The organism is Flavobacterium sp. 28YEA47A (assembly GCF_041262125.1).
Classification (GTDB): Bacteria; Bacteroidota; Bacteroidia; order Flavobacteriales; family Flavobacteriaceae; genus Flavobacterium.
The window spans coordinates 321678-347862 of the sequence record NZ_JBGCCI010000003.1 but is presented as its reverse complement, the minus strand read 5'-3'; the positions used below and the strand labels follow the sequence as shown (position 1 = coordinate 347862).

At 37.3% G+C, this 26185-nt stretch carries 25 protein-coding genes; 14 read left to right on the top strand and 11 right to left on the bottom strand.

Annotation, left to right across the window (positions count from 1 at the left end; translation table 11 throughout):
* The first annotated feature begins 70 nt into the window (after positions 1-70).
* A complete protein-coding gene (era, locus tag ABH942_RS05980; protein ID WP_370030120.1) occupies positions 71-955 on the top strand; it encodes a GTPase Era in 885 nt (294 codons plus the stop codon).
* Here the strand turns inward: era and ABH942_RS05975 are convergent, their stop codons facing one another.
* Positions 956-1450 (bottom strand): hypothetical protein, encoded by a 495-nt coding sequence (locus tag ABH942_RS05975; RefSeq protein ID WP_370030117.1) that lies wholly within the window; start codon positions 1448-1450, stop codon positions 956-958.
* Between the two features lie 163 nt (positions 1451-1613).
* On the opposite strand from ABH942_RS05975, the gene der reads away from it, so the two are divergent.
* The 3 genes from der to ABH942_RS05960 all read left to right on the top strand — a co-directional run bounded on the left by der (position 1614) and on the right by ABH942_RS05960 (position 8039).
* On the top strand, positions 1614-2924 hold the full coding sequence (der, locus tag ABH942_RS05970; protein WP_370030115.1) for a ribosome biogenesis GTPase Der: 1311 nt from the start codon (positions 1614-1616) through the stop codon (positions 2922-2924).
* A gap of 804 nt (positions 2925-3728) precedes the next feature.
* Positions 3729-6521: an outer membrane beta-barrel protein gene (locus tag ABH942_RS05965; RefSeq protein WP_370030113.1), complete on the top strand. Its 2793-nt coding sequence runs from the start codon at positions 3729-3731 to the stop codon at positions 6519-6521.
* A 66-nt stretch (positions 6522-6587) separates the two neighbouring features.
* Positions 6588-8039: a glycoside hydrolase family 30 beta sandwich domain-containing protein gene (locus tag ABH942_RS05960; protein WP_370030111.1), complete on the top strand. Its 1452-nt coding sequence runs from the start codon at positions 6588-6590 to the stop codon at positions 8037-8039.
* A gap of 116 nt (positions 8040-8155) precedes the next feature.
* Here the strand turns inward: ABH942_RS05960 and ABH942_RS05955 are convergent, their stop codons facing one another.
* Genes ABH942_RS05955 through ABH942_RS05935 form a run of 5 tightly spaced genes read right to left on the bottom strand, consistent with a single transcriptional unit; the run spans position 8156 to position 11355 of the window.
* Positions 8156-8950 carry a YgcG family protein gene (locus ABH942_RS05955; RefSeq protein WP_370030110.1) on the bottom strand — a complete coding sequence of 265 codons (795 nt, stop codon included), beginning with the start codon at positions 8948-8950 and terminating at the stop codon, positions 8156-8158.
* Positions 8951-9388, bottom strand: coding sequence for a TPM domain-containing protein (locus ABH942_RS05950; RefSeq protein WP_370030108.1), 438 nt, complete (start codon positions 9386-9388; stop codon positions 8951-8953).
* 12 nt (positions 9389-9400) lie between these two features.
* Positions 9401-9988 (bottom strand): LemA family protein, encoded by a 588-nt coding sequence (locus tag ABH942_RS05945; protein ID WP_370030106.1) that lies wholly within the window; start codon positions 9986-9988, stop codon positions 9401-9403.
* Positions 9989-10045: 57 nt separating this feature from the next.
* The gene (locus tag ABH942_RS05940) at positions 10046-10378 is read right to left on the bottom strand and encodes a MerR family transcriptional regulator (protein WP_370030104.1); all 333 of its coding nucleotides are present in this window, start codon (positions 10376-10378) and stop codon (positions 10046-10048) included.
* Complete coding sequence (locus tag ABH942_RS05935) at positions 10378-11355, bottom strand: M23 family metallopeptidase (protein WP_370030101.1); 978 nt, start codon at positions 11353-11355, stop codon at positions 10378-10380. Before ABH942_RS05935 ends, ABH942_RS05940 begins: the two co-directional genes overlap by 1 nt.
* A 208-nt stretch (positions 11356-11563) precedes the next feature.
* On the opposite strand from ABH942_RS05935, the gene alaS reads away from it, so the two are divergent.
* Positions 11564-14200, top strand: a complete 2637-nt coding sequence (alaS, locus tag ABH942_RS05930) for an alanine--tRNA ligase (protein WP_370030099.1) — start codon at positions 11564-11566, stop codon at positions 14198-14200.
* 69 nt (positions 14201-14269) lie between these two features.
* Here the strand turns inward: alaS and ABH942_RS05925 are convergent, their stop codons facing one another.
* Together ABH942_RS05925 and ABH942_RS05920 are read right to left on the bottom strand one after the other, a co-directional pair.
* A complete protein-coding gene (locus ABH942_RS05925; protein ID WP_370030097.1) occupies positions 14270-14686 on the bottom strand; it encodes a VOC family protein in 417 nt (138 codons plus the stop codon).
* Positions 14687-14715: 29 nt separating this feature from the next.
* Positions 14716-15138 (bottom strand): SRPBCC family protein, encoded by a 423-nt coding sequence (locus tag ABH942_RS05920; protein ID WP_370030095.1) that lies wholly within the window; start codon positions 15136-15138, stop codon positions 14716-14718.
* 324 nt (positions 15139-15462) lie between these two features.
* On the opposite strand from ABH942_RS05920, the gene ABH942_RS05915 reads away from it, so the two are divergent.
* The 9 genes from ABH942_RS05915 to ABH942_RS05875 all read left to right on the top strand — a co-directional run bounded on the left by ABH942_RS05915 (position 15463) and on the right by ABH942_RS05875 (position 23481).
* Positions 15463-15690 carry a microviridin/marinostatin family tricyclic proteinase inhibitor gene (locus ABH942_RS05915; RefSeq protein ID WP_370030093.1) on the top strand — a complete coding sequence of 76 codons (228 nt, stop codon included), beginning with the start codon at positions 15463-15465 and terminating at the stop codon, positions 15688-15690.
* Between the two features lie 103 nt (positions 15691-15793).
* The gene (locus ABH942_RS05910) at positions 15794-16768 is read left to right on the top strand and encodes an MvdC/MvdD family ATP grasp protein (RefSeq protein ID WP_370030091.1); all 975 of its coding nucleotides are present in this window, start codon (positions 15794-15796) and stop codon (positions 16766-16768) included.
* 29 nt (positions 16769-16797) lie between these two features.
* Entirely contained in the window at positions 16798-17799 is a 1002-nt protein-coding gene (locus ABH942_RS05905) for an MvdC/MvdD family ATP grasp protein (RefSeq protein WP_370030089.1), read from the top strand.
* A 120-nt stretch (positions 17800-17919) separates the two neighbouring features.
* Positions 17920-18867 (top strand): GSCFA domain-containing protein, encoded by a 948-nt coding sequence (locus ABH942_RS05900; RefSeq protein WP_370030087.1) that lies wholly within the window; start codon positions 17920-17922, stop codon positions 18865-18867.
* 103 nt (positions 18868-18970) lie between these two features.
* The gene (locus ABH942_RS05895) at positions 18971-19450 is read left to right on the top strand and encodes a hypothetical protein (RefSeq protein WP_370030085.1); all 480 of its coding nucleotides are present in this window, start codon (positions 18971-18973) and stop codon (positions 19448-19450) included.
* Between the two features lie 64 nt (positions 19451-19514).
* Complete coding sequence (locus ABH942_RS05890; RefSeq protein ID WP_370030083.1) at positions 19515-20012, top strand: hypothetical protein; 498 nt, start codon at positions 19515-19517, stop codon at positions 20010-20012.
* 175 nt (positions 20013-20187) lie between these two features.
* Positions 20188-22146 (top strand): tetratricopeptide repeat protein, encoded by a 1959-nt coding sequence (locus ABH942_RS05885; RefSeq protein ID WP_370030081.1) that lies wholly within the window; start codon positions 20188-20190, stop codon positions 22144-22146.
* A gap of 21 nt (positions 22147-22167) precedes the next feature.
* A complete protein-coding gene (locus tag ABH942_RS05880) occupies positions 22168-22815 on the top strand; it encodes a response regulator (protein ID WP_370030079.1) in 648 nt (215 codons plus the stop codon).
* A gap of 54 nt (positions 22816-22869) precedes the next feature.
* Entirely contained in the window at positions 22870-23481 is a 612-nt protein-coding gene (locus ABH942_RS05875; RefSeq protein ID WP_370030077.1) for a DUF4230 domain-containing protein, read from the top strand.
* Between the two features lie 32 nt (positions 23482-23513).
* Here the strand turns inward: ABH942_RS05875 and ABH942_RS05870 are convergent, their stop codons facing one another.
* The 3 genes from ABH942_RS05870 to ABH942_RS05860 form a co-directional block, all read right to left on the bottom strand.
* On the bottom strand, positions 23514-25271 hold the full coding sequence (locus tag ABH942_RS05870) for an aromatic amino acid hydroxylase (RefSeq protein ID WP_370030075.1): 1758 nt from the start codon (positions 25269-25271) through the stop codon (positions 23514-23516).
* A 163-nt stretch (positions 25272-25434) separates the two neighbouring features.
* Positions 25435-25971 (bottom strand): DUF4136 domain-containing protein, encoded by a 537-nt coding sequence (locus ABH942_RS05865; RefSeq protein WP_370030073.1) that lies wholly within the window; start codon positions 25969-25971, stop codon positions 25435-25437.
* A gap of 32 nt (positions 25972-26003) precedes the next feature.
* Positions 26004-26171: a hypothetical protein gene (locus ABH942_RS05860; RefSeq protein ID WP_370030071.1), complete on the bottom strand. Its 168-nt coding sequence runs from the start codon at positions 26169-26171 to the stop codon at positions 26004-26006.
* Positions 26172-26185 lie beyond the last annotated feature (14 nt).

Genomic DNA, 26185 nt, shown 5'->3' with positions numbered 1-26185 from the left:
TTTACGAAAAATGTTTTATTTCTTCTATTGAGCTGTTATGACTACCTTTGCAGCATAAATTAATTTTGAAATGTCACATAAAGCAGGTTTTGTAAATATTATTGGAAATCCGAATGTAGGTAAATCTACGCTGATGAATGCATTTGTAGGCGAACGTTTGTCTATCATTACATCAAAAGCGCAGACCACACGCCATAGGATTTTGGGAATTGTGAATGGGGAAGATTTTCAGGTCGTGCTTTCAGATACGCCGGGAATCATCAAACCTGCCTACGAATTGCAGTCTTCCATGATGGATTTCGTTAAATTGGCCTTTGAAGATGCTGATGTACTGATCTATATGGTCGAGGTTGGAGAAAAAGAACTAAAAGATGAATCTTTCTTCAATAAGATCATTCATGCTAAAATTCCCGTATTGCTGCTTTTAAACAAAATCGACAAGTCAAATCAGGAACAACTGGAAGAACAAATCGCGCTTTGGAAAGAAAAAGTTCCAAATGCTGAAATATATCCGATTTCTGCGCTGGAAAATTTCAACGTCAAAGAAGTATTCGCCAGAATTATAGAACTTTTGCCGGAATCACCACCATTTTATCCTAAAGATGCCTTGACAGACAAACCGGAACGTTTTTTTGTGAATGAAATTATCCGTGAAAAAATCCTGATCAACTACGAAAAGGAAATTCCATATTCTGTAGAAATTGAAACGGAAGAGTTTATAGAAGATGAAAATATCATCCGCATCCGTTCTGTTATTATGGTAGAACGCGATACGCAAAAAGGAATCATCATCGGGCATAAAGGACTGGCATTGAAAAAAGTAGGTGTTCAATCTCGTGAAGACCTCGAAAAATTCTTCGGAAAGCAAATCCATATCGAACTTTTTGTAAAAGTCAATAAAGATTGGAGAAGCAATGCTTACCAATTAAGAAGATTCGGCTATAACAACAAATAATCAGGCAATGATTTTATTGGCTAAGGAAAAGAGCTCCCGCATTTGGGCAGCTCCTTTTTTTCTATTCATACGAGCTACAAAATAGAGTAGGAGCCAAATGATAGAAAGGACCGACATTACAAATATGTCGAAATCGTAAGGCTGCGAAAGTGTCCATTTGGAGTAAGCGATAATCCCGAAAACGATAAACAATCCGCCTACGATAAAATGCATTGCCAGGAAAATAAACCATAAAAAAGGGTCAGGCCCAAAAATTCCTTTTACATAAGTCCTGCCATCTTCATAAGAATCAAGCTCAATGTGCAGTGAAGGTGACCAGAATTCCCTTCTAAACAATCCCACGCCAATCCAGATATGGTTGCCGGCGTTTTGCAGCTTAAAATCTTCCGCTTCAAAAGTTTTTACTTTTTCAAACGTAGATTTTATCTCACCAATTGTTTTTGGTGAAAATTGCTCAAATTTGGGACGAAGCTGTATGTTGTTGTCAAGTTCCATAATAAACCCTATAACAGTAAAACGATTATTTTTATTTTGATAAAAATGCTAAATTGTCGTTAAAGATTTAAAGTCAGAAAGACTACCAAAACGACAACGCTTGAACTTTACGCTTTTTACTTGAAACAAAAACCGTACCTTTGCGCAATATTTTAAGAATAGTATGAACAATATCGTTGCCATTGTCGGAAGGCCAAATGTAGGAAAGTCAACACTTTTTAATAGGTTGATTCAAAGAAGAGAAGCTATCGTAGATTCAGTATCGGGTGTAACCCGTGACAGAAATTACGGAAAAAGTGAATGGAATGGAAAAGAATTTTCGGTAATTGACACGGGTGGTTACGTTCGTGGTTCTGATGACGTTTTTGAAGGCGAAATCAGAAAACAGGTGGAGTTAGCTATTGATGAAGCCGATGTTATCATCTTTGTCGTAGACGTAGAAGAAGGCATCACGCCAATGGATGATGCAGTTGCAAAATTATTGCGTAAAGTCACCAAACCGGTTTTATTGGCGGTGAATAAGGTTGACAATGCCATGCGTGAAAAAGATGCTGTCGAATTCTATAATTTAGGTTTGGGAGATTATTACACATTTGCCAGTATTTCCGGAAGTGGAACAGGTGAATTGTTAGATGCCCTGATTGACGCTTTTCCTGAAAAGCCAGAGCCAACAAAAGAAGAACTGGAATTGCCTCGTTTTGCAGTTGTAGGACGTCCAAATGCAGGTAAGTCTAGTTTTATCAACGCCCTGATTGGAAAAGAAAGATATATTGTAACCGATATTGCGGGAACTACCCGTGATGCTATCGATACCAAATTCGACCGTTTTGGTTTTGAATTCAACCTTGTCGATACGGCTGGTATCCGTCGTAAGGCAAAAGTAAAAGAAGACCTTGAATTTTATTCTGTAATGCGTTCTGTGCGTGCCATAGAGCACTCTGACGTCTGTATCCTTATAATTGATGCAACACGTGGATTTGAAGGACAGGATCAGAATATTTTCTGGCTGGCTGAGAAAAACAGAAAAGGAGTCGTTATTCTGGTTAACAAATGGGATTTAGTTGAAAAAGACACCATGTCAACCAAAGAATACGAAGCAAAAATCCGTAAGGAATTAATGCCTTTTACAGATGTGCCAATCATTTTTACTTCGGCTTTGACCAAGCAGCGTTTGCTAAAAGCGCTGGAAGAAACAGTAAAAGTATTCGAAAGCAGAAAGCAGCGAATCGCTACATCGAAATTCAACGACCATATGTTGAAAATTATCGAAAACTATCCGCCGCCTGCCCTAAAAGGTAAGTATGTGAAAATCAAATACTGTATGCAGTTGCCAACTCTAACTCCACAGTTTGTGTTTTTTGCTAACCTGCCGCAATATGTGAAAGAACCATACAAGCGTTTTCTCGAAAACAAAATCCGTGAAAACTGGGACTTTTCAGGTGTGCCAATTGATATTTATATCAGAGAGAAATAATAGCAATGATTTAGTTCACTATGCAGACATGCATATGTTTGCTCAGACAGTTATATTCAAAAGAAACAGGGTTATCCAAATGAAGGATAACCCTGTTTTAGTTATTTGCCTATTCTAACAATTTTTGACATTTGATAAAAACTTAAAAATATTGGAGGTATAATTAATAGCTTGTATTGTAAAAAATAGTTATTTCCTAATAATAAGATTAGCACTACATAAATAATAAAAGGAAGTATTGAGAAAAATAGAACATTGAATTTATTTTTTTGCTCATAGAATTCCATTGATTGCCTGTTAATGAATATAACTAACAAGAAGAGAATAGAATGAAAAATAATATTGTTTTCAATGTTAAAAATATAGATAAGAGCAATTCCGATCGAACCAAAAAAATATAAGGCAAATAAGATTAATAATTTAATGCGTATGTTCTGTTTCTTTAAAAATGAAGGCATAGTGCTTGCGGATTAACTGAACCAATCACTTTTTAAAATTAAGTATTGAAAATTTAACGGATGCTACACAAAAAGGTAGAATTTAAGTCTGAATATGAATTCTATCCTTTAGTGTAGTACAAAGGAGCTTTTAAGTCAGAAACATAAAAGGGATTGTAAACGCAGTTCCCTTTTCTTATTTTCAGGAAGATTACATAAGCATTTTATTGACATGTTTGCCTGTTTTTGGTTTTTTTGACAATTTGTTAAAAATTCTGTAAGAAATTATTTCTTTTGACAATAAAAGTTGTAATTCGCAGTTTTATTTTCTTACAAACCAAAACTAACTAAACTAAAAGTACACTTAATGCTAAGAACCATCCTCCAAGTTCTCATTGTCCTAGTATCGTGCGCAGCATTTGGACAAAATTCATTTACCATTAAAGGAAAAGCAATCAGCAAAGAAGTAAATCTGCCTATCGAATCGGCTACAATCTACATTACTTCCGTGAAAGACTCAACCGTAGTAGATTATACCATTTCAAACAAAAATGGAAACTTTTCTATCACAGTGAAAAAATTAAACCAGCCTTTTGTTGTAAAAGTAGCTTCGTTAGGATACCAGACCTGGCAAAAAGAATTTCCTAAACTGACGTCTGATCTTGATCTGGGAGAAATCTTTGTTTCAGATGCAGTTACAAATCTTGGAGAGGTAGTTATTGTAAGCGAAGCACCGCCTGTCCGAATCAAAAATGATACACTTGAATTCAATGCTTCTTCTTTTAAAGTACGCCCTGATTCTAACGTGGAGGCTTTGCTAAAGCAGTTGCCGGGAGTTGAAATAGATAAAGACGGAAAAATAAAAGTAAACGGAAAAGAAGTAAACGAAATCCTCGTAAACGGAAAATCGTTTTTTGGGAAAGATGGTAAAGTAGCTATAAAAAACCTTCCATCTGAAATTATTGATAAGATTCAGGTTTCAGATACGAAAACAAAGGAAGAAAAACTGTCCGGTGATGCGGCAAGTTCAGATAATAAAAGTATCAACATTACAATACAGGAAGACAAGAATAAAGGACTATTCGGGAAATTTACAGGAGGTTATGGAACAGACAAACGGTACGAATCCAGTGCTTTGGTGAATTATTTCAAGGATAAACAGAAAATAAGTATTCTCGCTTCATCTAATAACATCAATTCCGTAGGATTTTCTATGGATGAGATTTTTGATGCCATGGGCGGAGGACGGAATTATTATAGCAATAGCAATGGTTCTTTTGGTATTGACGGTATGAGTTTTGGCGGAGCAAATGAAGGAATCACACAATCCAGCATGGTTGGACTTAATTTTGCCGATGAATGGTTCAAAAAACTGGAGCCAAATGGAAGTTATTTTTATACAAACTCCAAAACAGATAACGATACGCGTAGCCGGACAGAAAACTTCCTGACATCAGAAGACGGAACAAACAGTTCTTTTATTACTGAATCAACGGGTAAGACAAGAAGAACAAGTGACGGGCATAATTTTAATATGGAATTTGAATACAAGATCAATCCATCGTTGACATTGTCGGTTCGTCCAAGTCTGGTGAAAAACAATTCGGAGTCGAAAAACTTTTCAGAACAGTCTTCTACAAATGATTTAGGATTGGTAAACGAAAGCACCAATTCGTCACAATCGAGTAATGCTTCTTCTACTTTCGGAAATGAGCTATACCTTAATAAAAGATTCAAGAGGAAAGGAAGAAATTTTGGTTTCACTTTTAATAACACAAATAAGAGTAACGATAGAGACAATATAACAAATTCAGAAACGTATTTCTTCCAGGATCCTAGCAGGACTGAAGACATCCGTCGTCAGAGAGTATATGATGATGAAAAAGACAATACGTACTACACTCGAATTGGATATTCAGAACCAATAACAGATTCGTTGAGCATAACCATTAGAGGTTCGTATGAATGGAAAGATTATGACAATACCAAATCAACATTCGACCAAAATGCAATGTCAGGTCAGTATTCTGAATTTAACAACTTGTTGTCGTATGGTCTTATGTCAAAAACAAGGACATTTAATCCTAGTGCTTCCTTTAATGTAAGAAAAAATAAGTATTCTGGAGGGATGACTCTTGGTACAAAAGTGATCAGTATGGAAAATACCTCACTATATAATGGAACGACTAGTCTGATAGATAAAAAGTATATGTATCCGTCAGCAAATGCCTGGTTCAATTACAGACTGTCAAAGTCAAAATCGCTTTATATGTATTATAATTTTGACGTACAATTACCAACAGCGGCACAGATACTTCCTGTAGTTGATTTGACAAATCCATTGTTCCAGATTTCTGGAAATCCAGACCTGAATCCGTCAAAGAATCATAGTTTTCACCTGAATTATAACAATTATGATTATGCAACCAAGTCAGGATTTTATCTATATGCAGGGTTTAATTATTACGAACAACAGATTGTTTTTTCAAGAGTTTTTAATCCGATTGACTTAATCAACAGAGCTGATTATCAAAATATAAATGATACCTATAATAGCTATGGTGGAGTGAACTGGAGCAAGGCTATAAAGAAAGAGCAGCATACTTTTAGGTTTGATATAGGAATGAATGCCAACTATAACCTAAACAAAGGATTGACCAATAATGCCTTATATGAAGCAAGAGAATTGGGCTTGTCTCCTGAAGTGAGAATGGCATGGGATTATGGAGAACTGCTAACCATAGAGCCGTCCTATTCTTATAATTGGAATAAGACCAATTATGAAAATTATTCTGTAGGTAGCTCGTCTAACTTTACCCATAATTTCAAAGTACAGACTACAAGTCGTTGGCCAAAACATCTTGTTTTCGGAAATGATTTCGGTTATACATACAATTCTAATATTTCAGACGGTTATAAAAAGGATTTTTACCTTTTGAATACAAGTTTGGGTTATAGCTTTATGGACGATAAGTGGCTATTCAAAGTTAAAGTATATGATGTACTAAACCAAAACCAGAGTGCTGTCAGATACATTAACCCTGAATCGATTCAGGATATACAGAACACCGTGTTGAAAAGATATGCTATGTTTTCACTTACTTATAAGATTGAAAAATTTGGCGGAAAGAAAAAAGGAGGAGACAGTTTTAATTTTTAAGAACACTCATTTTAAGAAGATTTAATATTCTATTTGGTAAATTAGCAAACCAAATTAAATATTCAAATGAAAAAAAATGTAGTAAGCGCATTGTTAGTAATGGCTTGTTTCTCCGGATTCGCACAGGATTCTAAAAACAAGCCATTCACAACAAGCGGAAAAAAAATCAAGGTGTTTACCACGGCAGAAAACACAGATTTAAGGCTTGCCGCAACAGCTAGTCTTGGATTTAAGCCAGCAAAACAGCCTTTAGAGAACGAAGTCTCGGTTTTCGTAAATCCTAAAAAACAATTCCAAACCTTCATGGGAATTGGTGGGGCAATTACCGACGCGAGTGCTGAGGTTTTTGCCAAACTTTCAAAAGAACAGCAAAAAGAATTTCTGGAAGCCTATTATAGCAAGGAAAAAGGTATTGGCTATTCTTTAATCCGTACCACAATCCATAGTTCCGATTTTAGCAGCGCGAGTTATACCTATGTGAATGAAAATGATAAAGAACTAAAATCATTTTCAATCGATCACGATAAAAAATTCAGAATTCCGCTCATTAAAGAAGCATTAAAAACGGCTGGCAAAGAAATGACTTTGTATGCAAGTCCATGGAGCCCTCCGGCTTTTATGAAAGACACCAAAAGTATGCTGAAAGGCGGAAAATTGGCTCCTGAATTTTATCAGCCTTGGGCTAATTATTATGTGAAATTCATTCAGACGTATGAAAAAGAAGGTATTCCGATTTGGGGAATTACGGTACAAAATGAACCGATGGCAACCCAAACATGGGAATCCTGTATTTTTACTGCCGAAGAAGAAAGAGATTTCTTGAAAAAATACTTAGGCCCTACGATGGAAAAAAACGGACTGGAAAACAAAAAAATAGTAGTCTGGGATCATAACAGAGATTTGATGGTACAGCGGGCTAATACAATCTATTCTGATCCTGAAGCTGCAAAATATGCCTGGGGAATGGGTTTCCACTGGTATGAAACATGGAATGGCGGAAAACCGATGTTTGATAATGTAAAATTGGTAGCCGATTCTTTTCCTGATAAAAAACTGATGTTTACTGAAGGTTGCATCGAAGCATTTAACCCGGCACGTTATCAGTTTTGGGCTAATGCAGAACGCTACGGAATCAATATGATTAATGATTTCAACAACGGAACAGTAGCCTGGACAGACTGGAACATCCTTCTTGATGAAAAAGGCGGACCTAACCATGTGTCTAATTTCTGCTTTGCACCAATCCACGGTGATTTGACAGCCCAAAAATTGATTTATACGCCGTCATATTACTACATAGGTCATTTTTCAAAGTTTATCCGTCCTGAAGCCAAAAGGATAAGCACAGCGGCGAGCAGAAGCCAATTATTGAGCACAACATTCTTAAATACAAATGGAGAAATGGTAACCGTAGTCATGAACCAATCGGATGGCGAAATAAAGTATAAATTGTTTGTAGGCGATTCAGAATCAGAAGTTACAATTCCTGCTCATGCAATTCAAACATTAGTATATTAAAAATAGTTTACGAAGAGAGGTGCTAAGGAACTAAGGCTGAAAGGCAGACTTTTGAAACGATGTTTATATAAAAAAGAAAAGACTGCTAAACAGCAGTCTTTTTTATTGTGATATTTTTACCAGCTTCCTCCGGCACCGCCGCCACTAAAGCCGCCGCCGCCAAAACCTCCGCCGAAGCCACCACCGCCACCGCCGCCAAATCCGCCACCGGAAGAAGAACCTCCTCCGAATCCGCGTCCCAGGCTGCTTAAAATAATGATGTCAGATAGGTCTATACCGCCTCCGCGATTTCCGCCGTTTCTGTTATTCTTGTTTTTGGAAATAATAATAAGAATAACGATAAAAATAATGATGAAAACGACAAGGCCACCAGAGTTTGATTCCCCGTTAGAACCTTTTCGTGTTCCTTTATATTTTCCTTTCAGTACGTCAAATATAGCATCAGCACCCTTGTCTAAACCTTGATAATAGTTACCTGTTTTAAACTCTGGAATTATGACGTTACGTATTAGTTCGCCGTTGATTCCGGCAGTTAACCTTTCTTCAACACCATATCCGGGAGCAATCCATATTTTTCTCTCTTTTACAGCTAATAAGATAAAAACACCATTGTCTTCTTTTTCTTGTCCTACGCCCCAGGCATGGCCCCATTTTGGAGCTAAAAGACCAATGTCTTCACCATTTATGGTAGGAACAGTAACGACTACAATCTGCGTAGAGGTAGAATCAGAATAACGAATCAGTTTTTCTTCCAGCTTTGCTTTATCAGAACCAAGGATATTGGCATAATCATACACGCTGGTCTGAAAACTAGGTTTTTTCGGAATATCAAATTGAGCATATCCGGTCTGAGCCAGAAATAACAGAAGAAAGGATAGCAGGAAAGCGTTTTTTGTTGCGAAAAGTTTCATTTATCCTTTAGATATTTCGTTAGGTAATTCATTAGTGTCATCCTTTTCAAACGGGAAATACTGTTTCAGTCGTTCGCCGGCTTTTAAGATTCCGGAAACAAGACCTTCTTTGTATTTGTTTTCCTTGAAATGAGAAATGACAGTGTCTTTTGTGCAATCCCAGAAATCATCTTCAACCACTTTATGGATACCTTCGTCTCCAATAATTGCAAATGCATGGTCTGAAACGCCTACGTAAAACAATACGCCATTGCGCATGCTCGTGTTGTCCATACCTAAAAAATTAAAAACCTCCTGGGCTCTTTCGAGCGGAGGTTTTTCAGTATGATCTTCAATGTGCACCCTTATTTCTCCCGAAGTATTTCTTTCTGCCTGCGAAATGGCCTGCACGATTTCATTTTCTTCTTCCGGACTAAGGAAATCTTCAACTTTTGACATTGATTCGAGTTTTTAGAATTTTACTTCCACAGGTTTTTCAGCACCTTCAACTGATTTAAAGTATGGTTTTTCAGGATATGAACCGCCTAAGAACATGCTGTTTGGAAAGCTAAGTACATAACCATTGTAAATTTGAACCTGCTCGTTAAAACGAGTTCTTGCCGTAAGGATTTGGTTTTCTGTGCTAGCCAGTTCATCCTGTAATTTCAAGAAATTTTCGTTTGCTTTCAATTGCGGATACGCTTCAACAGAAACTAACAATCTTGAAAGACTTGAAGACACGTTAGATTGTGCTTGTTGGAATTGTGCCATTTGCTCCGGAGTAACATTACTTGGATCAATTGTCATAGCGGTCGCTTTTGCACGAGCTTCAACAACAGCAGTCAAGGTTCCTTTTTCAAAATCAGCAGCTCCTTTTACGGTATTTACTAAATTACCGATAAGGTCATTTCTTCTTTGGTAAGTAGTCTCAACATTTCCCCATTCTTTTGAAACAGCCTGATTGTGTTTCAATGCTGTGTTTTTAATTCCAACAACCCAGAATCCGATAATGACTACCAGTACAACAATAATTCCCAGAGGTATTAACCATTTTCTCATTTTGCTTTTGTTTTTAGAGTTTATTATTTATTGATTTGTTTTCTTTTTAAGCGTATGCTATAATTCATTTTTAATGCTCGTTAGCTGGGCTTTTATAGACTCCAGTTTGCTGACGATTTCAAATTTATCCAACGTCTTTTTCTGGCCTTCTTTTAAATGCGTTTTGGCGCCATCAAGTGTAAAGCCGCGTTCTTTGACCAAATGATAGATCAGCTGGAGATTTTTCACATCTTCAGGTGTAAACATACGATTGCCTTTCGCGTTCTTTTTTGGTTTCAGGATGTCGAATTCCTTATCCCAAAAACGGATGAGCGAAGCATTCACGTCAAAGGCCTTGGCTAATTCGCCAATGCTGTAATATCTTTTGTCTGGCGATAAGTTTAAATGCATTAATCTAAAGATTGGTTTTCTTGGTTAGCTAATTTTGATATGGCTGCAAACTCTGCTGCCGAAATATTGCCGTAATAATAATTCAAAGGGTTTACGACTTCCCCGTTTTTATGGACTTCATAATGCAAATGTGGCGCTTCAGAGCGTCCTGTACTTCCTACATAGCCTATTATGTCACCTCTTTTTACTCGTTGTCCGGCTTTTACCTTGTATTTGCTCAAGTGACCGTATAATGTTTCATATCCAAATCCGTGCCGAATTACAATATGGTTCCCATAACCTGACGCCGTGTTGTCAGCTCGTTCTACTACACCGTCACCTGTGGCATAAATTGGAGTTCCTGTTTTGGCAGAAAAGTCCATTCCGGCGTGGAATTTCCTGATTTTTGTAAATGGGTCACTTCGATATCCGTATCCGGATGCCATTTGTTTCAATTGCTCATTCTTGACTGGCTGAATGGCAGGAATAGCTGTCAGTAGCTTTTCTTTTTCTTTTGCCAGTTTCAGGATTTCATCTAAAGATTTGGATTGGATAACCAATTCTTTGGAAATAATATCCACACGCTTTGTTGTGCTCACAACCAGTTCGGAATTATTATAACCTTCAAGGGCTTTATATCGGTTTACACCGCCAAATCCAGCTTTTCGTTGTTCCTCAGGAATAGGAGAGGAGTTGAAATAAACCCGATACAGATTGTTGTCACGCTCGGCTACATTTTCCAAAACTTCATCCACCTGGTCCATTTTTTTATTCAGGATCGCATAATTGATTTTCATGTTTTCAATCTCACGGGCCTGAAGTCGGTCCTTAGGAGTTTCAAAGAACGGCGTATTGATTAATATTACGAAACACAAAAAACCGAACAATGCCGAAGCTAATAAAAATAAGGCAATTACGCCTAGTTTTTGTCCCTTTTTTGGTTTGATTTTCCGGTAAGCTAAATTTTCGGTATCGTAATAATATTTTACCTTTTTCATATTTTAAAATATGCTACTTTTGCACTTTTTAGTTACAACATTGTAACTTTTAGTGTAACTAGTTACAATTTACTTGCCAAAAAAGAGCTAATACGATTTATAAGCGATTACAATGTTAGACGAACAAATTTAATAAATGTTTCATAGGTTCGCCTTATTATTTTTAGAATAAAGCAATTTACTCCAAGACCATAAATTTATATTTCAGATGAAATCACAGGATATCAGAAAGCAATTTTTACAATTTTTTGAAGAACGCGGGCATTTAATCGTGCCTTCGGCGCCTATCGTACTTAAAGACGATCCAACCTTGATGTTTAATAATTCTGGGATGGCCCAGTTCAAGGAATATTTTTTAGGTAACGCCACGCCAAAAAGCAAAAGAATTGCCGATACCCAAAAATGTCTTCGTGTTTCCGGAAAGCACAACGATTTGGAAGATGTAGGTTTTGATACCTACCACCACACCATGTTTGAAATGTTGGGGAACTGGAGCTTTGGCGATTATTTCAAAAAAGAAGCGATCAATTGGGCCTGGCAATTGCTGACAGAAGTCTATAAAATACCAAAAGAAAACCTATACGTTTCTGTTTTTGAGGGCAACCCGGCTGAAAATGTACCATTTGATCAGGAAGCCTGGGATATCTGGAAAACATTGATTGATGAAGACCGTATCATCCTTGGAAATAAAAAAGATAATTTCTGGGAAATGGGAGAACAGGGACCATGCGGACCGTGTTCAGAAATCCATGTTGATTTGCGTAGTGAAGAGGAAAAAGCACAGGTTTCAGGAAAGAGCCTGGTCAATAACGACCATCCTCAGGTAGTGGAGATCTGGAATAACGTTTTTATGGAATTCAACCGTAAGGCAGATGGTTCTCTTGAAAAACTACCGGCTCAGCATGTTGATACCGGAATGGGATTTGAGCGTTTGTGTATGGCTTTGCAAGGTGTACAGTCAAATTATGATACGGATGTGTTTACACCGCTGATTCGTGAAGTTGAAGCAATCACCGGCAAAAAATATACTTCAAACGATGTTAAAGATATAAGCGAAGAACAAAACAAAACCAATATTGCAATCCGTGTTGTTGTGGATCACGTTCGTGCCGTAGCTTTTGCTATTGCTGACGGGCAATTGCCTTCAAATACGGGTGCCGGTTATGTTATCAGAAGAATTTTGCGCCGCGCTATCCGTTATGGCTTTACGTTCTTGAATACCAAAGAACCGTTTATCTATAAATTGGTTGCTGTTTTGGCGAACCAGATGGGTGAATTTTTCCCGGAAATCAAGACACAGCAGAATTTGGTTACCAATGTAATCAAGGAAGAAGAGGCTTCTTTCTTACGAACGCTGGATCAAGGTTTGCAACTGCTTGAAAATGTTGTCAAAGAAACAAAAGGAAATGAAGTTTCAGGAGCAAAAGCTTTTGAACTGTATGATACTTTTGGTTTCCCTAAAGATTTGACAGCATTGATCCTGAAGGAAAAAGGAATGTCATATAACGAAAAAGAGTTCGATGTCGAATTGCAAAAGCAGAAAGATCGTTCTCGTGCCGCATCAGAAACTTCAACAGATGACTGGACAATTTTAGTGGACGGAAATGTTGAAACTTTTGTCGGATATGACGAAGTAGAAAAAGAAGTAAGAATTACAAGATATAGAAAAGTAGATTCTAAAAAAGACGGTAAACTTTACCAGATCGTTTTAGATGCTACTCCATTTTATCCGGAAGGCGGAGGTCAGGTAGGTGATAAAGGAACTTTATATACGCCAAACCAGGCCATCGAGATTATCGATACTAAAAAAGAAAATAACCTGATCTTGCATTTTGCAAAAGAACTTCCTGAAAATCCGGAAGGGAAATTCATGGCATTGGTCAATACAAAATTACGAAGCGAATCTGCAAGTAATCACTCGGCAACCCATTTGTTACACCAGGCCCTAAGACATGTTTTAGGAACACACGTAGAGCAAAAAGGTTCATTGGTAGCACCTAACTATCTTCGTTTTGACTTTTCTCATTTTGCAAAAGTTACGGACGAAGAATTAAAAGAAGTGGAAACTTTTGTAAATGCAAAAATCCAGGAACAGTTGCCGTTGATTGAAAGAAGAAATATTCCGTTCAAGCAGGCCATTGAAGAAGGTGCTATGGCTTTGTTTGGAGAGAAATACGGTGATACGGTTCGTGCCATAAAATTTGGAGACAGTATGGAACTTTGTGGAGGAATCCACGTTAGAAATACGGCTGATATCTGGTATTTTAAAATTACAAGCGAAGGAGCTGTTGCAGCCGGAATCCGACGTATTGAAGCCATTACAAATGAAGGTGCAAAAGAATTTTTCGCTTCTCAGGAAAATGCTTTGAAGGAAATTAAAGAAGCGTTGAAAAATCCACAAGATTCATTAAAAGCGGTTGTTTCTTTACAGGAAGAAAATGCAAAACTGAAAAAACAGGTAGAAGCATTGCTGAAAGAAAAAGCAAAAAATCTTAAAGGAGAATTGGTTTCTGAGATTGAAGAAATCAACGGTCTGAAATTTTTAGCAAAACAAGTTGACCTGAATCCGGAAGGCGCTAAAGATTTGGCGTATGAATTAGGAAATCTTGGGACTAATCTTTTCCTTGTTTTGGCTACTGCCGAAGAAGGAAAACCAATGCTGACATGCTATATTTCTAAAGAATTAGTAGCAGAAAGAAATCTGAACGCGGGGCAAGTTGTCCGTGAACTTGGAAAATACATCCAGGGCGGCGGCGGCGGCCAACCCTTCTTTGCGACAGCAGGAGGAAAAAATGCTGACGGAATTAAAGAGGCATTGGAAAAAGCAAAAGATTTTGTAAAGTAACAGATTTAAAAAAATGCATAAAAAAACCACAACAGCAATGTTGTGGTTTTTTGTTTTTAAGAGGATTTATTATTGTTGCGGCATTTTGCTGAAATCCATAAAAAGCACGTTCCAACGATGTCCGTCATGGTCGCTGAATCCGCAGCCATACATCCAGCCGTCTTTCTCGCCCGGATTGGCATAAAGCACAGCTCCGGCAGCTACTGCCTTTTTAGCCAGCTCATCGACTTCGCTGGGAGACTGTGCATCGATTGAAAACAGAGCTTCGGTACCTTTTGTCGTATCTGCGATTTCGTTGCCGCTAAAGCTCTTAAAAAGCGTTTCGGGAAAGAAATTAACCACCACATTCTTGTCTCCTACAAAAAAAGAAGCCATAGTAGGGTTTTCGCTAAATTGTGAATTTTCTGTAAAGCCGATAGCTTTGAAGAAAGTTCGGGTCTTGCCGATGTCTTTTGTTGGAAGATTGATCCAAAATTCTTTTACCATGATTATTGTTTTTTAGTTGTGAAAATAGTTTAAAGCGTTTCTGTATACTTTTTAAAGTTATCCATAATGACCTGCCATCCTGCTTTTTGAAATTCGACAGGATGCGTGTTTTCAGGATCAAAGGTTTCGCTTACTTTAACACTGTCTCCTAAGTCTTCGAAAGCAATGCTTACACGACGGCCATCACCCATCACATATTCGATTTTTTTGTGATTCACGACATCAGTGTATTCGCCTCCAAAATCAAAGCCCATGCTGCCGTCTTTTGCAGCCATCTTTGTTCTGAATTTTCCTCCAACTCTTAGGTCGTTTTCTGCTTCCGGAGCATGCCATTCGTCAGAAGCGAAAGACCAGTTCATGATGTGTTGCGGTTCTGTAAAGCCCTGCCATACTTTTGATAGAGGAGCTTTTACGGTAGTTTCTACGGTAATTGTCTGGTTTGAATTGTTCATTGTTTGTTTTTTTAAAATGATTGATTTTGTTTTTGCCTTTTACAAAGATAAATTGAAACAGTGGAAATAAGAGGACGTAAATTAGCCAATGTTGAGGGCGAAACAGGACAGCAGTCTTTAGGGTGATAGGTGAAGAATTATTTTAGGTTAAAGCCTGTCAAACATGGGACTGTGAGCCATTTCTTACCTGATTTGTGTTCGCTAATTGCGAACTTACGGTGTTAAAATTTTGATTTTCAGCACTATAAATTGAAATTGTTTTGGTAATTTTTTTATCTTAGGACTGAAAAAGAAAAACATAGTATTAATCCCAAATTTATTATCATGGAAAATGACAAAAAATTGAAAAAGCCTTTTTTTGCTAACTTTTTGGAAAGCCAAGTTCCTGAAAAGGAAATGGAACAGATCAATGGCGGTACTGATGTCGTAACTCTTAAGTTCCCATCAGACGGTGAAGATGGTCCAGGCCAAGTCATCACCAGCAGAATCAAAGATCTTTATCAGACGATGAAATACCCGTCAGATAATGATGAATCTGGAGTTGAATTGTAAGACTTAATGATAGCAACAGTATTTTTATTTGGAAATACTGTTGCTTTCTTTTGAGCTCAGGATATATGCTTGGGCTTTTTTATTTAAATAATTCCCCAATTTAATGATACTTTGTCTGACGCACAGTAATGATCTCTATACCATTGATATAGTGATGAAACGGCTAAAAGAACTAGGAAAAGAGGCTTATAGAATGAATACAGACCTTTTTTCGCACCAATTATCTTTTGATTATTCGTTTTCAGAACCGGAGAATATTGTCCATGTTCAAATTGACGGGCATACTATTTATGCTGATGCTGTTGAAGCCGTGTGGTATCGCAAGTTATGGCAGGCTGAAATTCCCGATGAACTTGACGACGATTTCAAAGAGATTTATTTTCAGGAATATTATACCATGCGGAATATCTTTTTTGAATCGCTGAACGGTGTTCCCTGGTTTAATCCGATGGCAAAAGATCATGAAATTAGTAATAACAAATTCGGACAATTATCGGTAGCTTCCCAAAATGGCATCGAGATACCCAAAAGTCTTTTTACAAACAATCAGGAAAAGGTAAAAGCATTTTTCTATGAAGAATGCAATAAGCTGATGATTGCCAAGCTTCACGGCACGCTTTCAAGAAGCATGTCAGGCAGTGCGTCTTTTTTTCCTACTACGCAGATCACAGAGCCAAATCTTAAAGGCCTTGCCACGCTCGTTTACTGCCCTATGATTTTTCAGGAAATGATTCCCAAAGCCTATGAACTTCGCGTCATTTATGTTGACGGCGAATTTTTTGCCGGAAAAATTAATGCTGGACGGTCAGAACGAGGCAAAACGGACTGGCGGATTGCGACAGACATTTATTTAAAATGGGAATCGTATATGTTACCAGACTCGGTTGCAAAATCACTCACAAAAATGATGCAGCAGATGGGGCTTTTTTTTGGTGCTATTGATATGATCCGCCATCAGGACGGACGCTATATTTTTCTGGAGGTAAATCCTCAGGGCGAATGGGGAATGCTGCAAAGAGATTTGGGCTATCCTATTGGAGAAACCATAGCCGAAAAATTAGTTTCCAAACTGAGTTAACATTATTTAAACTCCCCAAATTATTCTTTATGAAAAAAGTATTGATAATCACACATAGCCAGGATAATGAATCTATAGAGACTGTTACAGAACAGCTAAAAAAATACAATACGAGAGCCATACGTTTTAATGTGGATCTGTATCCGTTACGCTACCGGCTGACAAGCTGTTATGAAGGCGGACAATGGAAAGTTTATCTCGACCATAACGGAGAAAGAGAGTCCTTCCACGACATTGATGCGTTATGGTACAGACGAAGTCATAACCTGGGAAGCGGCTTAAGTAGCGTGCTTGAAGGCGAATACTTGTCCTCCGCTCATGGCGAAATAAGAACTACGCTTTTCGGTATGTTGGAAAGTCTGAATTGTTTTCAGATAGGGAAATTCAGCCAATACAGAAGGCTGGACAGCAAAGAGGAGCAGATGAAAATTGCTTCTGCCTTAGGATTAAAAATCCCGGAAACATGCATTACCAATAATCCGGACGAAGCAAAAAGATTTGTGCTGTCACATCCTAAAGGAGCAATCACAAAAATGCAAAGTTCTTTTGCGATTGACAGGAGCGGCGTAGAGCATGTGGTTTTTACAAATGTGATTACTGAAGACAATCTGGATACGATTGACAGTTTGCAGTATTGCCCTATGCAGTTTCAGGAAAAACTCGAAAAGCAGAAAGAACTTCGGATAACCATAGTGGGTGATGCTGTTTTTTCTTTTGCGGTGGATTCCCAAAAACTAGACAATGCTAAAATCGACTGGCGACGTGAAGGTGTTGAACTGCTGGATAAATGGGAACCCTATGATTTGCCACAGTCTGTAAAAGAAAAACTATTGAAAATGATGGACATCTACCAGATTAATTATGGAGCCATTGACATTATTGTTACTCCTGAAAATGAACATTATTTCCTCGAAATAAATTCGGCAGGAGAATTTTTCTGGCTCGATCGCCTAATTAACGGAGAAATATCCGACCAAATTGCCAAAGTCTTGTCAGGACAAGCACCCAGACGCTACACACCTGTACTATAACACAAAAAACGGCTTTATCAAAGCCGTTTTTTGTCTCCCCAACTATCCACTATCCACTGTCCACTATCAACTATCCACTGTCCACTAGTTTCTTATCTTTGCAACTAAAATTCTCAACAAATGCAATTTGCTACTCCTATTCCAATACCTAAAAGCTATCATCCGATTGACTATAGTTCGAAAATTGTTTCGTTGGGCTCGTGCTTTGCCGAGAACATGGGAAACAAGCTGGATTATTTTAAATTCCGAAACACGACTAATCCTTTTGGGATTTTGTTTCATCCGTTAGCATTAAATAAAATAATACAGAAAGCGATTCGTCAGGAACAATTTACAGAAGAAGATGTTTTTTTTCATAACGAAAGATGGCATTCTTTTGACGTGCATTCTGAGTTAAGTCATACAGACAAGACGGTGTTTTTGAAGAATCTTAATTCAAACATAGAATTTTTGCATAACGCTTTACTAGAAAGCACTCATCTCATAATCACTTTAGGAACCTCCTGGGTTTATCGAAAAATTGAAACGGACACAATAGTTGCCAATTGCCATAAAGTGCCACAGGCAGCGTTTAAAAAAGAATTGCTTACTGTTTCACAAATTAAAGAGAGCCTTTCAGAAATTGTTAAAGCCGTTTTGTCTTTCAATCCAAAGGCGAAGCTGATATTTACGGTTTCTCCGGTACGCCATATCAAAGACGGTTTTGTCGAAAACCAATGGAGCAAGGCCAATTTGATTTCAGGCCTTCATGAAGTTATCCATTCCACAAATGACGCCCATTATTTTCCAAGCTATGAGATTATGATGGATGAGCTGCGTGATTACCGTTTTTATGCGGAAGACATGATCCATCCAAGTTCGATGGCGATTGATTATATATGGAAACGATTTGCTGAAACCTGGATTTTGGAAGATGCATTTTTTGTAATGCCGGAAGTAGACAGTATTAGGAAAGGCTTAAGCCACAGGTCATTTAATCCGCAATCAGAACAACACCAAAGATTTTTAGAAAGCCTTCAAAATAAGATATTGGTTTTGCAATCCAAGTATCCTTTTATGGAGTTTTGAGATGAAAATGAGTTTATTTTTATAAGAATACGGCATCTGCCGTATTTTTTTTTGTTTGGAATTAAAAGAATTTTGGAGTGTTAAACCTAAAAAACAATTTATTATGAAACCAACAACTTTACTTTCAAAACTGGCTATCGTATTTCTTTTTTTTCTTGGAACGACAGCTTTCTCCCAAAATTTGGTTCCGGCAGAAAACCTGACTCCGGCATTTTTAAAACAGACATTTGAAAATGCGTATATCAAGGTTTTGGAAACCCAAAATGAGTTTATCAAGGTACAGGACACCTATGATGTGTTTATTGATCTCGATCCTTCAAAAAGATATGTTTCTTTTAGCAGTTCGTATTCTTTGGTTGCCGGGACTTCTCAAAAAGATGCTTTGGAATTGATGAACCTTTTGAACACTGAAATCATTTTGATAAAGAGCTATTATATCGAAAAAAATAACTCGATTAATTACATAGCGTATTTCTGGACAGAAAGAGGTTTTAATCCGCAGTCGATGATTAACGCTTTCAAAATGTATGTTTCTGCTCTGTCGCTTTCACTTCAAAAAGACACAAAGAAGCTTATAAAATAGTGAGATCCTTTATCACTACCATCTTGAAGCAAATTCAATAACTAACCATAAAACTATGTAAACTATGAAAACGTTAAAAACATTTGGAACAATGTACCTTTTGGTAACAATTTTATTCTCATGCAGTAGCGATGACAGTAACGGATCGTCATCGGGAGGTTTTTCTTTAAATGCAAAGGTAAATGGCGCTAATTATTCGAATTCCAATCATTTTGATCCGATGGCTGTGATTACAAACAATGTTCTTGTCATTCAAAGCAGTGATAATGGTGGGAACTCGATTCAGATTCAAGTCATGAATTATGAGGGAGTTGGAAGCTATACTTCTGGGAACAATAACCTCACGGCAGGCTATATTAATTATCTAAAAGCAGGTGCTACGGTAGGTCAGTTCAGAACTTTCACTTCGGTTCGAGGCGATGGTTTGGTTGAAATTACTGAAGTGACAGATACGTATGTTAAAGGGACTTTTTCTGCGACAGCACCGGAGAATATCTCAAATCCGACAGAAAGTGCAGAGATTACCGAAGGAAGGTTCAAAGCTAAAATCCAGACTCAATAAAGCAATACTCACTACTATCTAACACAACAATAAAAGTTGTTGACTTGTCCTTTTCAGGCCGCAGCGGGAAAAATAGTTTTGTGCGCCTGGAAAGGGCTTTTTCAAAATAATGCAAGGATTATTTTTGTATATTTAAAGAGCCCAAACTGTTTTTTGTCTGTTATATCCTGGAACTATGCACTTAAAAACTAAATTCATTTTGGCGGTTCTCTTCCTGTTTGGAACTATTTCCGGTTTCGGCCAAGCCAATAAAACAAAAATCGACAGCTTAAAAAAGCAGATTTATTCCAAAAGCAGCGTTTCAAAAGCCAAATCCTTGATTCTGCTTTCGGACGAATTGTTAAGCTCCAATCCTAAAAATTCGCTCTTATATGCCCAAGAAGCATTGAGAACCTCACAGGAACTCAAAAATGACAGTCTGATTTCTGTAAGCTATAACAGCATTGCCTTAAATTATGAAACCCGAAGCAAACTGGATTCCGCACTTTTTTACCATAAGAAAGCACTGGCAATCCGTGTCAAATTAAAAGACCAGATCGGGACAGCAGATTCTTTCAATAATACGGGAGTTTGTCTCGACCAGCAAGGAAAATTTCAGGAAGCCCTGAAAAATTATTTCAAAGCCCTGAAAATATATGAAAGGAAAAAAGACAGTGAAAAAATAGCAATGACCTATGTAAACATCGGAATCGTTTATAAAACTCAGAAAGAATACGAAAAATCATTGGACTATTATAAAAAAGCAAATGCCATATATGCCCGAAATAAATCAGAATTCGGTTTTGCGGCTACATCTGGAAATATTGGTTCTGTTTTAATCGATTTCAAAAAATTCAGGGAATCCATACGCTATTCAGAACTGGCAAAAGAAGGCTATCAAAAACTGGCATATGACAGGTATGTAGGGTATCCTATTTCCAATATTGCGATTGCTTATGATAGCCTGAAAGAATATGGCAAAGCAGAAGAATTTTATTTGCAGGCCATCAATTTGCACAAGAAATTTCAGAATGATTATGAAATTGGCAACGTCTCAAATGCATATTCCAGATGCCTTAACAAGCAATCAAAGTTTAAGGAAAGTATCCGTATTTCTGAGGAAGCCTTAGGTTATATAAAAAAAGCAAAATTATTTCCTCTAGAGATCAATACCTTAAAAAACTTGGCTAATGCTTATGCGGGTGTTGGAAATTATTTAAAAGCCTATGAGTTATCAAGTGCCTATTCTAAAGGTAGGGATGCGCTTTTTGAAGAAGAAAAAACCAAAGCAGTTTTTGAGCTGGAAACCCAATATGAAACGGAAAAAAAGGAAAGAGAAATTCTTATTCAAAGAACACAAATAGCCGAAAATGAGTTGAAGATTGAACGCAAAAACCTTATGATTATGGCGTTTGTTTTTCTGTTGCTGCTTTCGATATTGATGGGATGGCAATTTTTCAACCGACAGAAGCTAAAAAACCGGCAGCTTCAAAAAGAAAATGAATTGAAAGATGCGCTCTTAAAAATTGAGACCCAAAATAAATTACAAGAGCAAAGACTCCGAATTTCAAGAGATTTGCACGACACTATAGGTGCACAACTTACTTTTATTATTTCTTCGATAGACAATCTCAAATATGGCTTCCGGATTGAAGATGAAAAGTTGCAAAATCGACTAACGGGAATCAGTGAATTTACCAAAGAAACCATCTATGAACTTCGGGATACGATTTGGGCGATGAACATGAACCAGATCACTTTTGAAGATTTGAAATCAAGGATATCGAATTTTATCGATAATGCCAAGATTTCATCTATCGGAATTGATTTTCGGTTTGCCTTTTCTAATGATAATCTCAATAAAAAATCATTTACGTCTGTAGAAGGAATGAATATATACAGGATTATTCAGGAAGCGGTAAACAATGCTATAAAACATTCCGGGGCTAGCAAAATAACTGTAACGATTGATAGCAACCAGGATAAATTGGCTATAGAAGTAGCCGATAATGGTAAAGGATTCGATTTAGATACTACAAATGACGGCAACGGGCTTAATAATATCCGAAAACGAGCCAAAGAAATTGGAGGAGAAATTGAACTTAATTCTGAACCAGGCGAGGGGACAGTTATGAAACTGTTTCTTCCACAATAGGCATAATCAAAAACAAATACCATGTCCATCAAGATAGCCATAGTAGACGATAATCATTTTTTACAGAAAACCATTGTAGAAAAATTGTCTTTTTTTACCGAATTGCAGTGCCGGTTCACAGCGCTGAATGGAAAAGAATTACTTGAAAAATTAGAGGACAACCATAATATCGATTTGATACTAATGGATATAGAAATGCCTGAAATGGATGGTATTGAGGCCACGGAGCGTGTGAAAAACAAATACCCGCACATTAAGATTATCATGCTGACTGTTTTTGATAATGACGAAAATATTTTTAACGCCATCAAAGTCGGTGCCGACGGTTATTTGCTGAAAGAAGTTAACGCTAAAGATTTGTGTCAGGGTATAGTGGAAACGATGAATGGAGGCGCGGCAATGAATCCGTCAATTGCCTTAAAAACATTAAAACTGCTTCGGAATCCGATAGAATTTGAACGAAAATGCGCTGATGAAATCAAACTTACAACACGAGAAATTGAAGTTCTGGAACAACTGAGCAAGGGTTTGAGTTATAATGTCATAGCAGATAATCTTATTCTTTCACCTGGTACGGTGAGAAAACATATTGAGAATATTTACGGCAAACTACAGGTGCATAATAAGATTGAGGCCATTGAAAAAGCCAAGAATAACAAGCTGATATAAAATAAAATCTTTGCATGGCATTATTAAAATTCTGTAACTTTATAGAAAAAAGTAATGCGAAGAATCCTTATTTATGCCGGAGTAGTTGTGATTATTATTTTGGCTTTTCGTTTTTGCGAATTCAAAAAAGATGACAAATCGACTATAGAATATGATACCAATCTTATCCAGGAGCGGATCGTGAATGTAGGCAAGCTGATTGTTACCGAAGGACATTTTGCAGAAGTTCTTACCTATAAAGATCAGGAGAAGTATTTGATGGATTTGATTTCTTTTGAGAAAAAAGCACTTGTTATTGTAAATGCAGATGTCACCGTTTCTTATGACTTACGACAGATGAAGTATGATGTTGATGAAAAAAATAAGACAATAACAATCAAATACATTCCTAAAGAAGAAATAAAAATAAACCCTGATATCAAATTCTATGACATCAACCAAAGCCGTATGAATCCTTTTACGGGTGATGATTATAACAAAATCAACAAGTCTGTAAAAGCTAATCTGGCTAAAAAAATAGAAAAATCATCATTGAAAACAAATGCCCAGAATCGCCTGATTAGCGAACTTTCCAAAATATTGATTACTACCAATTCAATGGGATGGACGTTGCGATATGACGGGCAGATTATAAATGAAGAATCGATTGACAAAGTGTTGCTTTAGCCAATCGATTCCGTATTATTTTCGGTGTAATATTAAACGCTTTCGTTCTCGAAAATTAATTCTAATCCACCCGATATAAGATGCGCTACTTCAGGACGGTTTTGTTTTAGTTTTTCAAGATAGATAAGAACTTCCTGTAAGAAATCAGTTTGGTGATTCTTGTCAAGCAATTCGGCAATTTCAACAGCTAAAAGCCAGTCTTTAGGGTGGTTTTCTTTTAGTATTTCAAAAGTCTTTTCAATAGTCATAAACGGAGTCTTTCCTTCACGCATATTTCTGATGTTCAGGTAAAGGCTTTCCAGTTCTTCTCTTTCTGTGCTTTTTTTAGCTTTAATAGTCTTGCTGGAAGGCACATGGCTCACCAGGTTAAAACTTTTTACATCGGCCGGGCCAGAGAATGCAGAAATCACTTTTTTACCAACTGCCATGTCATAGATTCCCCATTCTGGTTGGAAAAGGACAGTGTCGTTATGGGTCACCGTACAATTTTTAAAACTAATCAGGATGATTTTCCCCTGTATGTTTCTTGTGCCGGTAATAATCTCTCCCGTAACGGTAATATCGCCCTGGAATTCAAGCGTAACACGTTCTCCTTCGTAAATGCCGTAGGCTTTTAGGTCTCTCGGGCTCATATCTTCTATAGCCAGATTGATTCCTTTTAGCTTCCCGATCGGACTTCCAAAACCTTCTGCATGGTAAGACGAAGAATGGCCAACCAATTCTTTTTCTCTATAAGATAAAGCCGTTTCTCCGGTTGTCTGTACATAAACAGGTTTGCCTTCGCTTTCAATAACGTTGGTAAATACGCCAGAAATCTCGATTCCGGTGCTTAATTCAATCGTGCCTAAAGCTTTTGAATGTATTAACTTTTGAAGACCGGATAATCCTCCGGTTCTCAAAGCCATTGTATTGGCAAACTCTTCCAGCACCTGATTTAAGTGTGCAAAATCCGGAGTAACAAAAAGCTGCGGCTGAGGTTTCGTAATGTCAAAACTCTGGAAAGCTGCAGTAATATCGTAAGGAATCTTTTTTACATTATCTGTCATGCACCAGGTACTTTCTCCAATAGAGGAAAGTAATCCGGCACCGTAAATTTTTGGGTTAGTGATGTCGCCAATCAGCCCGTATTCCACTGTCCACCAATGCAGATTTCTGATAAGCGCCATTTCAGACAATTCGCCCATATCGTTTTGCAGGTCATCAACTCTTTTTTCGATGGCATCAATTTCGTCCTGAGGCGTTCCTTCGGCTTCTTTCAGGATAGAAAGTAGTCGGATGGCTTCATACATTTCATAATCTCTGGAAGACGAAATAGCTTTGCAGCCAATTTCACCAAACCGTCTAAGGTATTCTGCATATTCCGGATTGGCAATAATAGGAGCGTGGCCGGCACCTTCGTGGATAATATCCGGAGCAGGTGTATATTCAATATGTTCTAATTGTCGAATGTCTGAAGCGATTACCAAAACATTATAGGCCTGAAATTCCATAAAAGCATTCGGCGGGATAAACCCGTCAACAGCTACGGCCGCCCATCCTATTTCTTTTAGGATGCGGTTCATTCCATACATGTTTGGTATATTTTCTACCTCCAGTCCTGTTTTTTTCAGTCCGTCGAGATAAGAATTGTGTGCTACTTTTGAAAGATAATCCACATTTTTACGCATTACGTAACGCCATACAGCCTGGTTGATAGGTGTATAGTCTTCGTAATCCTGTGGTTTTATAAATTGCTTTAAATGTTCAGGAAGTCGGTCAATTAATGGGTTGCTTTCAAATGATGCATTCATGTTTTCAAACGTTGTAGTTTTTGTAAAATTACAAATCTTTACTAGAAAGAAGTCTTAAAAAAAGATAAAAAAATAAAGGAGGATATATGTAGGGAATAGTTTAAAAGCTTAAAATTGAAAACCGCAATTTCTTGCGGCTTTCAATTTTTTTTAAGTTCTACTCTTATTTTTTTCCTGGAGGATATTTCTCCAGGATTTTTTTGACAAATTCTTGGATACGTGCATCCTTTTTGTTGATGTTTTGTGTAAGTACACCTACACCTTCACCTTGCCAGATTAATTCCTTTTTTCGGGCATCAATCAGGTCGATATATAAAGTTCCTTCTGTTGAGGTAGAAACGGTAGTACTGCTGCCGCCCCACATCCAAGGATTCCATCCCCATCCCCAGCCGTATCCCCAGCCCGCATTGAACTGGTTTACGTCAACTTGTTGGCGGGACTTGGTGAAAATGTTAACCAAAAGGTCAGGATTTTCGCTTTTTGTTATTCCTTTGGCAGTTAATTCTGCATCAATAGCATTCAGTATTCTTCTCTTATCAAGATCTGAAATTTCGACTTTGTCAATTCCGGGTTTGAAAAAAGCAAATGATTTGTAATTTTCAAAATTAACATTTTTGTCATAATCGGTAGCTACTTGCACAGAGGAGCAGGATGCCAAGACAAAAAGGAAGAGCATGGGTAAAAATTTAATCGTTTTCATAGTAATTTATTTAATATTTTATTGAGAATAAGTTATTTGTTCTTTTTCTTTTCCTGAAAGCTTTTTATTGCAGCGGCAATACTTAAAATTGCTGCGGCGGTCAATACAACAATCTTCAGTCGTACATTTTCAAAAAGCATCCCGAGAACAAAGAACCCAAGGCTCATAAACATTAATGAAATACTATTTAGTGTTTTCATGATTGCTTGATGAA

Excerpts from the sequence above, each read along its gene's own strand:
- era (WP_370030120.1), top strand. The coding sequence starts at position 71 with ATGTCACATAAAGCAGGTTTTGTAAATATTATTGGAAATCCGAATGTA.
- ABH942_RS05975 (WP_370030117.1), bottom strand. The coding sequence starts at position 1,450 with ATGGAACTTGACAACAACATACAGCTTCGTCCCAAATTTGAGCAATTT.
- der (WP_370030115.1), top strand. The coding sequence starts at position 1,614 with ATGAACAATATCGTTGCCATTGTCGGAAGGCCAAATGTAGGAAAGTCA.
- ABH942_RS05965 (WP_370030113.1), top strand. The coding sequence starts at position 3,729 with ATGCTAAGAACCATCCTCCAAGTTCTCATTGTCCTAGTATCGTGCGCA.
- ABH942_RS05960 (WP_370030111.1), top strand. The coding sequence starts at position 6,588 with ATGAAAAAAAATGTAGTAAGCGCATTGTTAGTAATGGCTTGTTTCTCC.
- ABH942_RS05955 (WP_370030110.1), bottom strand. The coding sequence starts at position 8,950 with ATGAAACTTTTCGCAACAAAAAACGCTTTCCTGCTATCCTTTCTTCTG.
- ABH942_RS05950 (WP_370030108.1), bottom strand. The coding sequence starts at position 9,388 with ATGTCAAAAGTTGAAGATTTCCTTAGTCCGGAAGAAGAAAATGAAATC.
- ABH942_RS05945 (WP_370030106.1), bottom strand. The coding sequence starts at position 9,988 with ATGAGAAAATGGTTAATACCTCTGGGAATTATTGTTGTACTGGTAGTC.
- ABH942_RS05940 (WP_370030104.1), bottom strand. The coding sequence starts at position 10,378 with ATGCATTTAAACTTATCGCCAGACAAAAGATATTACAGCATTGGCGAA.
- ABH942_RS05935 (WP_370030101.1), bottom strand. The coding sequence starts at position 11,355 with ATGAAAAAGGTAAAATATTATTACGATACCGAAAATTTAGCTTACCGG.
- alaS (WP_370030099.1), top strand. The coding sequence starts at position 11,564 with ATGAAATCACAGGATATCAGAAAGCAATTTTTACAATTTTTTGAAGAA.
- ABH942_RS05925 (WP_370030097.1), bottom strand. The coding sequence starts at position 14,686 with ATGGTAAAAGAATTTTGGATCAATCTTCCAACAAAAGACATCGGCAAG.
- ABH942_RS05920 (WP_370030095.1), bottom strand. The coding sequence starts at position 15,138 with ATGAACAATTCAAACCAGACAATTACCGTAGAAACTACCGTAAAAGCT.
- ABH942_RS05915 (WP_370030093.1), top strand. The coding sequence starts at position 15,463 with ATGGAAAATGACAAAAAATTGAAAAAGCCTTTTTTTGCTAACTTTTTG.
- ABH942_RS05910 (WP_370030091.1), top strand. The coding sequence starts at position 15,794 with ATGATACTTTGTCTGACGCACAGTAATGATCTCTATACCATTGATATA.
- ABH942_RS05905 (WP_370030089.1), top strand. The coding sequence starts at position 16,798 with ATGAAAAAAGTATTGATAATCACACATAGCCAGGATAATGAATCTATA.
- ABH942_RS05900 (WP_370030087.1), top strand. The coding sequence starts at position 17,920 with ATGCAATTTGCTACTCCTATTCCAATACCTAAAAGCTATCATCCGATT.
- ABH942_RS05895 (WP_370030085.1), top strand. The coding sequence starts at position 18,971 with ATGAAACCAACAACTTTACTTTCAAAACTGGCTATCGTATTTCTTTTT.
- ABH942_RS05890 (WP_370030083.1), top strand. The coding sequence starts at position 19,515 with ATGAAAACGTTAAAAACATTTGGAACAATGTACCTTTTGGTAACAATT.
- ABH942_RS05885 (WP_370030081.1), top strand. The coding sequence starts at position 20,188 with ATGCACTTAAAAACTAAATTCATTTTGGCGGTTCTCTTCCTGTTTGGA.
- ABH942_RS05880 (WP_370030079.1), top strand. The coding sequence starts at position 22,168 with ATGTCCATCAAGATAGCCATAGTAGACGATAATCATTTTTTACAGAAA.
- ABH942_RS05875 (WP_370030077.1), top strand. The coding sequence starts at position 22,870 with ATGCGAAGAATCCTTATTTATGCCGGAGTAGTTGTGATTATTATTTTG.
- ABH942_RS05870 (WP_370030075.1), bottom strand. The coding sequence starts at position 25,271 with ATGAATGCATCATTTGAAAGCAACCCATTAATTGACCGACTTCCTGAA.
- ABH942_RS05865 (WP_370030073.1), bottom strand. The coding sequence starts at position 25,971 with ATGAAAACGATTAAATTTTTACCCATGCTCTTCCTTTTTGTCTTGGCA.
- ABH942_RS05860 (WP_370030071.1), bottom strand. The coding sequence starts at position 26,171 with ATGAAAACACTAAATAGTATTTCATTAATGTTTATGAGCCTTGGGTTC.